Source organism: Pseudomonas sp. NPDC087639 (assembly GCF_044743385.1).
GTDB lineage: Bacteria > Pseudomonadota > Gammaproteobacteria > Pseudomonadales > Pseudomonadaceae > Aquipseudomonas.
The window spans coordinates 21,388-29,691 of the sequence record NZ_JBIUWI010000023.1 but is presented as its reverse complement, the minus strand read 5'-3'; the positions used below and the strand labels follow the sequence as shown (position 1 = coordinate 29,691).

The window sequence follows — 8,304 nt, the reverse complement described above, 5'->3', positions numbered from 1 at the left end:
GGCGGTGATGGGATGACTCATATAACACCTCAGCGCGCAGACAGCGCTACCTTTGCTAGCTATGACTCTAGTGCACAGGTAGAAGTTGCCGACGCCTTCTTGTCGTTTTTTTGGGTTGCAGCAGGTTTGTTCCCGACGCCAAAAAGCGAAGATCAGGCAGGACCTCGCTTACGCATTTGCAGCTGCATCAGGACAGCGCTACCTTAGTGCCTTGATTTTTGTTTGGCAAGCCGCCCGATGACCACCTCTAAAAACGATAAAAATACCCGCACCACCGGCCGTCCCACCCTCAATGAAGTTGCCCGCCTGGCCGGCGTCAGCCCGATTACCGCCTCCCGCGCCTTGCGCGGCGTCAGCACCGTGGCCACTGAGCTGGTGGAGAAAGTCCAGAAAGCTGCGCTCGAACTCAACTACGTGGTCAACCCCGCCGCCCGTGCCCTGGCCTCTGCCCAGAGCCATTCGGTGGTGGTTTTGGTGCCTTCGTTATCCAACCTGTTGTTCATCGACACGCTGGAAGCCATTCATCGGGTGTTGACGCCCAAGGGCTTCGAAGTGCTGATCGGCAACTTCCACTACTCGCGCGATGAAGAAGAAAACCTGCTGCGCAACTACATGGCTTATCAGCCGCGTGGCTTTCTGCTGACCGGGTTTGATCGCACTGAAAGTTCGCGGCGGATGATCGAAGCGAGCAACATCCCCTGCGTGTACATGATGGAACTGGACAGCGCCGCTGGCGTGAACTGCGTCGGCTTCTCGCAGCTCAGCGCTGGTGAAACTGCCGCCGAGCATTTGCTCTCTCGTGGGCGCAAGCGTCTGGCGTACATCGGCGCACAGCTTGATCAGCGCACCTTGTTGCGTGGCGAAGGTTTCCGCAAAGCGTTGCAGAAGGCCGGGCGCTACGATCCGGATCTGGAAGTGCTGACCCCGCGCTCCTCCTCTGTTGGCTTAGGCGGGGAGTTGTTTCTGCAATTGCTGGCGGCGCATCCGGATGTCGATGCGATCTTCTTTGGTAACGACGACCTGGCGCAGGGTGCTTTGCTTGAGGCGCTGCGCAATGGCATCAAGATTCCCGAGCAAGTGGCGATTCTGGGCTTCAACGACTTGCCAATGTCCGAGCACATGGTGCCGCGTCTGAGCAGCATCAATACCCCGCGAGAGGCGATTGGCCGGCGGGCGGCGGAGCAGATGTTGACCTTGATGGCGGGCAACAGCGTGGCGCGGCCAGTGGAAGACATGGGCTTCGAACTGAAGATCCGCGAAAGTACCTGATCTCCCATAGTTTCATGGTTGAAACACAATCCCTGTGGGAGCGAGCCTGCTCGCGAAAGCGGTGGTTCAGATAAACCTGTGCCGACTGACACGACGCTTTCGCGAGCAGGCTCGCTCCCACATCGGATCTCCACAGTCGCTAGTGGCTGAGCAGGTCCACCAGCGCCAACGCGCCCTTCTGCAACGGCTGGCTCTTGAGCCACACCGCATGCACCGGCAACACCAGGCCGTTTTCGATGTTGCGGAAATTCAGGCGTTTCAGGCGCCCCGAATCCAGCCGCGACTGCACCACCGACAACGGAAAGTTGCCCCAGCCCAATCCCGCCTCGACCATCTCCATCGCCGTTTCCAGACTGTCGGTTCGCCAACAGGACTCGGCCACCAATGGCCGGGTCTCGCTGATCGGCAAATCACGGCTGGCGACGAAAATTTGCCGTACATGCACCAGGTCTTCAAGAAACAGATCCTGGCCCTGCAACAACGGACTGTCCGCCGCCAGCGTGGCGATCATTCGTTCATTGCCGACAAACTGAAAACGCTCGAGCACGTTCACGCTCAGTCCGGCGAACGCCAGGCACACACTGACCCGACCGCTGTGCAACATCGCCAGCACGTCATCCTGCGGCGCGGTCAGTACTTCGATATCGAGCAGCGGATGACGCTCGGCGATCACCTTGATTGCCGCCAGCAGACGTCGGCGATCAATGTCCGCCACCACGCCGATCGACAATTTGCTCTCCAGCCCCAGCGACAATTCCACCGCGTGTACTTGCAGTTGCTTGAGCTGTTCGGCGATCAGCCGCGCGTGAGGCACCAGCGACATCGCCATCGCCGTCGGTTGCGGTTCACGATGGCTACGGTCGAACAGTTGATAACCCAGTTCGGCCTCAAGGTTGCCGATGCCCATGCTTACCGCCGACGGGACTTTGCCCAACGCCCGGGCGGCGGCGGAAAAGGAGCCGCGCTCGATCACGGCGAGAAACAGTTCGATGCTGTCGCTGTTGAAGTTCAATTCCCCACCTATCAATAAAACTGAAAGCTACTGACTTTTTCTGTCAGCTCTATTGAAGCTATCTTTCGCCGCCTCCGCCAGTCCCCCTGGCCATCGAATCTGAAATAAGAGGCAAATCTGCATGCAAGGCGTCAAACGCAAACTGGTCTATGTGTCGCTCTACGAAGTAATCGGCATGACCTTCTCCGCCGTTGGTCTGGCCTTGTTGTCCGGCACCTCGCCGGGCAGCACCGGGCCATTGGCGGTGATCATCACCACCATCGCCGTGACCTGGAATTTCATCTACACCTCGCTGTTTGAACACTGGGAAAGTCGGCAGAAGTCGCGTACCCGCACAGTCAAGCGACGCATCGCCCATGCCGTCGGTTTTCAACTGACGTTGATCGTGTTCCTGATTCCGTTGATCGCGTGGTGGATGAACATCAGCCTGGTACAGGCGTTTCTGCTGGATCTGGCGCTGATCATCTTCATCCCTTGCTATACGTTTGCCTTCAACTGGCTGTTTGATCGGGTGTTCGGCTTACCGGCCTCGGCGTTGCCGGATTCTGCCGCTGCGGCATAAATCGCTAATTCGTAATTTGGTTTATCGGGTAGCCGCGCAAGCGTCTGCCCGATTCGCCGCACTGGCCGTGCACACGAATCTGGCGCTGGAGAGGATTGCCCATCGCTGACGCTTGGCGGTCACCCACTGCCGCTCATCGGCAAAGGATGACCGCTTTCTCAATCGCCTGAATCCAACAACTCTCTGAAATAAAAGGCTTTATTGGCCAGGCACAGTAATTGCTCCTGTATGGCGGTCAGTCATAACTACAGGACAATTCATCATGTTGGTCAGTGCCAAACAAATGGAAATGCTGCAGCTGCCCAAGCGGTTGGCAGAAGACGCGACCGCCACAGCGGCTGCCGGTCTGCAAGGCGGCCTGCACGGCGCGATGTTGCAAACGCTGCAAAACCAGGTGCAGACGCAAAACAGCGACGCCACCGCCAAGGTGCAGGACTCGGCCACGCAGATTGCCACTCAGCAAGTCAGCGAAGCCACGCGCATCAGCGACAACGTCGACGAAGCGTTCGCCAAGACCCGTGTCGGCCTGCAAACCACCGATACTTTGGATGCGACCAAAGCCACCGGTTCCGCCACCGACGAGTTCAAGGACTACATGAGCAAGACGCCGGAACAGCGTCTGCGCGACAGTATCCTCAAGGACTTGGGCATTACCGAAGAAGACATCAAGAACATGCCGCCGGAGAAACAACTGGCCATCGGCAAAGAGATCGCCCAGCGCTTGCAGGACAAGATGCAACTGGCGCAGTCGGAGAAAGAGAACGTCAACGACGTCAAGGACAGCGACAAACTGGCGAACAAGTTTGTCGCTGCGCTTTGAAGTAAAAAACGCTCAAAATAGAGTCTCCATTCGGGACTCTTTTTTGGCTTGCTAACCGTTCGTCGCACAGCTCCCTCTACCTGTAATTTCTGACAGTAGACGCCCTTTCCATTTCGAAGAACCATGGCTGCCATTACGCAGTGTGTGATTCTCTCGATAACCGGCAAGGAAGATAAATCATGAGCAACACTAAAGCCGTCGGACTGTTCAGCTTGAAAGTGAAGGAAAACAACGGCCCCGAGGTCTCTGTTCCTACCGACCTGCTCCATTTCTCGGTCGAGCCAAACAGATTGCTCGCAGGTGGGTTCGACAGCTCCACCCCCCCACCACCATGGGGCACCGAGTTTGTGATCTCCGAGAAAATTGAACCGGGCACCTATACGTTGAGAAGCGCGAAAGCCACAGCCTTCTATAACCCGAAAACCGGCGACAGCTGGAGTGCCATTCAAGAAGGGGGCGAGATCACTCTGGACGAGGTCGACTTCGTAAAGAAATTCGCAAAAGGCAGCTTTAAGTTCACCGCCGTCGACAAGCAGGATCCGCAGAACACTGCAGCAATTACCGGGACGTTTTCGCTCCAGCAGTAGACTCGAGCGAGCACGCAATGGATCTCGCAACAATGTGGGCGGTTTCCTGACTCTGACTGGCAAGGAAGAAAGATCGTGAACGAAGACATCAAAAGCAAATCCAGCAAAGCCACAGGGCAATTCAGCTTGTACGTGAATGAGAACAACGAAGGGGAAGTGTTGGTTAAAACCAACCGTCTCGTGATGGTTCTGGAGTCTAAACAACTTTACGTGGCCGGGAACGCCACCGACGACACCACCTCGCAGGGAGCAGATTTCTATATTTCTAAAAAGATCGAGGCCAACACAACCTACGCCTTCGAATCGGACACTGTCGGTGGTAACTACAACCCAAAACATTTTGTGGGTAGTTCCTGGTCTTCACTGGTTGAAGGTGGTGAGGTCACCATCGAAGAAGTAGACCTGGACAAAAAAACTGCAAAAGGCCGTTTCAAGTTCACCGCCCGATCACAAGACGGGAAACAGTCTGCAGAAATCAGTGGAGACTTCGATTTGTCAGAATAGATCCGGTGCTACGCCTTCCATGCGCCGATCAACAACTGCCCCTCAAGTTCGAGAGGCAGTTGCCCTGACATCATCAATTCAACTGTAACGTCTCATTGAACTGGCTGATCGCATCCACCACATGCCGCGAGCCCTGTTGAATTTCCAGGATCACCTCCCCCGCCTCGTTCGCCAGTTCCACCCCGAGCCCGGTGCGGCTCAGACTCGATTGCATGCTCGACACGGCGCTCAACGACAAGTCGTGGTTCTTGCGCACCACTTCGACAATTTCCAGAGTTGCCTGACTGGTGCGGGCCGCCAAACTGCGCACCTCATCGGCAACCACGGCAAAGCCGCGTCCATGCTCACCGGCCCGCGCTGCTTCGATGGCGGCGTTGAGCGCCAGCAGGTTGGTCTGATCGGCGATGCCGCGAATGGTCTGAACGATGGTGCCAATGATGTCCGACTGCTTGCTGACCGCATCGATGCTCACCGCCGCTTCGTTGAGATCGCGGGAAATGTCCTGAATGATCTGCACCGTTTGCTGCACAACCAGTGAGCCTTTTTGCGCGCAGGCGTCGTTTTGTACCGATGTGCTGTGGGCCGATTCAGCGGCGTTTTGCAGGGTGGTCATCTGATGGGTGATATCACTGGCGAACTTCACCACTTTGTACAGCCGGCCCTTGGCATCGAACAGGGGGTTATACGAGGCTTCCAGATACACCATCTGCCCGGACTTGTTCTTGCGTTCGAAACGGTGCGAGTGATATTCGCCACGATTGAGTGAGGCCCAGAATGCTTTGTACTGCGCTGATTCGGCATCGGCGCGATGGCAAAACAGACTGTGGTGGTGGCCGACGATTTCGTTGAGCGAGTACTGCATGGTCTTCAGGAAGTTTTCGTTGGCAGTAATCACATTGCCTTCCGGAGTGAACTCAATTACCGCCATGGAGCGGCCGATCGCCGCCAGCATGCTTTCCTCTTCGTGTTCCTTGTTGATCCGCACGGTAATGTCGGCGGCGACTTTGATCACACTTCTGACTTGCTTGTCCGGGCCATACACCGGCATGTAACTGGCTTCGAGCCAGACCTCTTTGCCACTCTTGTTCAGACGCAGAAACGTTCCGCCGATGGGCTCGCCACGGGCCAGATCGCGCCACAATTTGGCGTACTCCTCGCTGCGGTAAAACGCTTCTTCACAAAAGATTCGATGATGCTTGCCGCGAACTTCCTCGGCGCCATAACCCATGGTCTTGCAGAAGTTTTCGTTGGCATCCAGAACGATGCCCTCGGGCGTGAACTCGATCATTGCCATTGAACGGCTGATCGCATCCAGCTTGGCGTTGGTCTCGGTCAGAGCACAGCTGAATCGCTCGATTTCCTGCAGGTCAGCCTTGTGATGTAGGTTGAACATGGTTGTATCACCTTCCGCGCGGATTTTTGATTTGATGAAAGTTCAGGTCTTTCAGAATCCACCACTACGTTCCGAAGAACAGGCACACGCACTCCTCCACAGGAGGAAGTGTCAGGTGACAAATGATGATTAATCGGAGCGTCCATGCAGCGACGTTCTAATCAAGACATCCTTCTCTTGATAGCCCGCACGCGGGCCAGCCCTAACGCGTTGAAGAACTTCCATTTAAACGACGCTCCTTGTTGGTTCAGTGTCGGTGCCTCGGGTTGCGCACTCTGGCAGCATGAATCACGGACTAACCGACCGACAGTGACATTACGGTCGACATGGTTAGTTAGGTGTCAGCATAGCCATCGCAAAGCCTAGCGCAAGGCCACTAGTCGGCCAGTATCTGGCACTTTTTGCACAAGAAACGGTTCAGCCAGAAACAAAGAAGCCCCTGTAGGCGCTGCCGCAGGCTGCGATCTTTTGATCTTGTTATTGAAAAACAAAGTCAAAAGATCGCAGCCTGCGGCAGCGCCTACAGGGGGTTGGCAGACGGATTAGAGGTGGGAGCTCACCTTGGTAGCCACTTCTGCGGGCACCCAAAGTTTCCAGACCTGCGGCTGATCGCGCAAAAACGCCTCGGCCACCGCCCGCGGTTGCTGGCGTTTTTCACTCATCCCCGCCAGCGTCTGGTTGAGCAGATCAATCGGCAAATCGACTTTCTCAAAGAACGTCACCAGTTCCGGATACTGCGCCTTGAATGGCGCCGACACGCCAATCGCCAGGCTTGCCGGCATCGAGCGGGTGCCCTTGGGATTCGGGTTATTGGCATCGGCGAGGGTCTTCCAGGCTTCGGCATCAAACGGCGGCTCCTCGAGCTTCACCAGTTTGAAGCGTCCGAGCAGCGGCGTCGGCGACCAGTAGTAGAACAGCACCGGCTTACCCCGACGAATCGACGATGCCACTTCGGCATCCAGCGCCGCGCCGGAGCCGGTGCGAAAATTGACGAAGCTGTCATTCAGCGCATACGCCTTGAGCTTCTGGCTGTTGACGATCTCTGACGTCCAGCCGGTCGGGCTGTTAAGAAAGCGCCCTCGGCTCGGGTCTTCGGGATCGCGGAACACGTCTTTGTAGCGCGGCAGATCGGCTACCGATTTCAGTTCCGGCGCCAGAGGTTTGATGCCGCGTTCCGGATCACCCTTGATCACGTATTCCGGCACCCACCAGCCTTCGGTGGCACCTTTGACCGTATCACCGAGGCCAAACACTTTGCCTTCGGCGGCCGCTTTGACCCACGCAGGACTGCGCCCCGCCCACTCTTCGCCGATCACCTGAATGTCATTCTTTGCCAGCGCCGCTTCTAGGCTGACGGTGCTGCCCGGCAGCGTATCGGTCGAATAGCCATAGCCTTTCTCGACAATCAGGCGCAGCACTTCAGTGATGAAACTGCCGCTTTCCCAAGTGATGTCACCGAAGTGGATCGGTGCGGTTTTCTCCGCCGCCGAGACCGCGCCGACACTCAGGCTCAACGCCAGTATTGAACCGCCGAGCAGGGTTTTGATCGATCTCATGCAGACCTCTTGTCTTGTAGGAGTTGGTTGGCGCTGTGGCGATCGCACAGCGCCTGGGAACGGGTCATGTACACGCTGACCGAGCGCTGGGAGATGCCTAGCTCGGCAGCGATTTGCGGGTAGGTCAGGCCGTCGATGCGCGCGAGCAGGAAGGTCGAGCGGACTTTGCCCGGCAACCGTTGCAGGCTGCGGTCGAGACGGCTCAGGGTTTGCGTCAGTTGCGCGATGTCTTCGGGCGAGGTGGCGTACTCCACATCGATCTGCTGTCGGTGCTGACGCTCGAGATCCGCGCGGCGCCAGCGCTGATAAAGCAGACGCTGCGCGATGGTGGTGAGCAACGCTCGGGGTTCACGGAGCGCGGTCAGGCCGGTCGCTTCGAGCAATTGCACGAAGGTTTCGGCGGCGATGTCTTCCACGCTTGCCGCATCGTGCAAATGACGGCGCAGGTAAGTGCAAAGCCAGTGGTAATGGCTGCGAAAGAGGCCGTCCAGGTGATTGCGATGGGATACGTCGGCGCCGGACATAGGGGCTCCTGGGTTAGGGGTCGCTGAATGTCCGGTCGTCCGGTGGCGCGATCCTAGCAAGGCGCCTTATGCATTAA

General features: G+C 57.0%; 8 protein-coding genes and 2 pseudogenes. 5 read left to right on the top strand and 5 right to left on the bottom strand.

Translation table 11 applies throughout. The features are described from left to right. Positions 1–237: 237 nt before the first annotated feature. A complete protein-coding gene (locus ACIOVB_RS12335; RefSeq protein ID WP_401267989.1) occupies positions 238–1,269 on the top strand; it encodes a LacI family DNA-binding transcriptional regulator in 1,032 nt (343 codons plus the stop codon). A gap of 139 nt (positions 1,270–1,408) precedes the next feature. On the opposite strand, the gene ACIOVB_RS12330 is transcribed toward ACIOVB_RS12335, so the two are convergent. Next, a complete protein-coding gene (locus ACIOVB_RS12330; protein WP_401267987.1) occupies positions 1,409–2,281 on the bottom strand; it encodes a LysR family transcriptional regulator in 873 nt (290 codons plus the stop codon). 121 nt (positions 2,282–2,402) lie between these two features. Here ACIOVB_RS12330 and ACIOVB_RS12325 point away from each other — a divergent pair, with 121 nt between their 5' ends. The 4 genes from ACIOVB_RS12325 (at position 2,403) to ACIOVB_RS12310 (ending at position 4,754) form a co-directional block, all read left to right on the top strand. Continuing rightward, positions 2,403–2,843: a PACE efflux transporter gene (locus tag ACIOVB_RS12325; protein ID WP_401267985.1), complete on the top strand. Its 441-nt coding sequence runs from the start codon at positions 2,403–2,405 to the stop codon at positions 2,841–2,843. Between the two features lie 262 nt (positions 2,844–3,105). Further along, the gene (locus ACIOVB_RS12320; protein WP_401267982.1) at positions 3,106–3,663 is read left to right on the top strand and encodes a hypothetical protein; all 558 of its coding nucleotides are present in this window, start codon (positions 3,106–3,108) and stop codon (positions 3,661–3,663) included. Positions 3,664–3,842: 179 nt separating this feature from the next. Beyond that, positions 3,843–4,250: a DUF6252 family protein gene (locus tag ACIOVB_RS12315; RefSeq protein ID WP_401267979.1), complete on the top strand. Its 408-nt coding sequence runs from the start codon at positions 3,843–3,845 to the stop codon at positions 4,248–4,250. A 75-nt stretch (positions 4,251–4,325) separates the two neighbouring features. Further along, the gene (locus ACIOVB_RS12310; protein ID WP_401267976.1) at positions 4,326–4,754 is read left to right on the top strand and encodes a hypothetical protein; all 429 of its coding nucleotides are present in this window, start codon (positions 4,326–4,328) and stop codon (positions 4,752–4,754) included. 73 nt (positions 4,755–4,827) lie between these two features. On the opposite strand, the pseudogene ACIOVB_RS12305 reads toward ACIOVB_RS12310, so the two are convergent. The 4 genes and pseudogenes from ACIOVB_RS12305 to ACIOVB_RS12290 all read right to left on the bottom strand — a co-directional run. Beyond that, positions 4,828–5,247 (bottom strand): annotated as a pseudogene (locus ACIOVB_RS12305) (methyl-accepting chemotaxis protein); the annotation flags it as partial. Positions 5,248–5,370: 123 nt separating this feature from the next. Beyond that, a pseudogene (locus tag ACIOVB_RS12300) lies at positions 5,371–6,147 on the bottom strand (PAS domain-containing protein); the annotation flags it as partial. Positions 6,148–6,689: 542 nt separating this feature from the next. After that, positions 6,690–7,703 carry an ABC transporter substrate-binding protein gene (locus ACIOVB_RS12295; RefSeq protein WP_401267974.1) on the bottom strand — a complete coding sequence of 338 codons (1,014 nt, stop codon included), beginning with the start codon at positions 7,701–7,703 and terminating at the stop codon, positions 6,690–6,692. Then, positions 7,700–8,227, bottom strand: coding sequence for a sigma-70 family RNA polymerase sigma factor (locus ACIOVB_RS12290; RefSeq protein WP_401267971.1), 528 nt, complete (start codon positions 8,225–8,227; stop codon positions 7,700–7,702). The genes ACIOVB_RS12295 and ACIOVB_RS12290 overlap by 4 nt, the downstream gene beginning before the upstream one ends. Positions 8,228–8,304 lie beyond the last annotated feature (77 nt).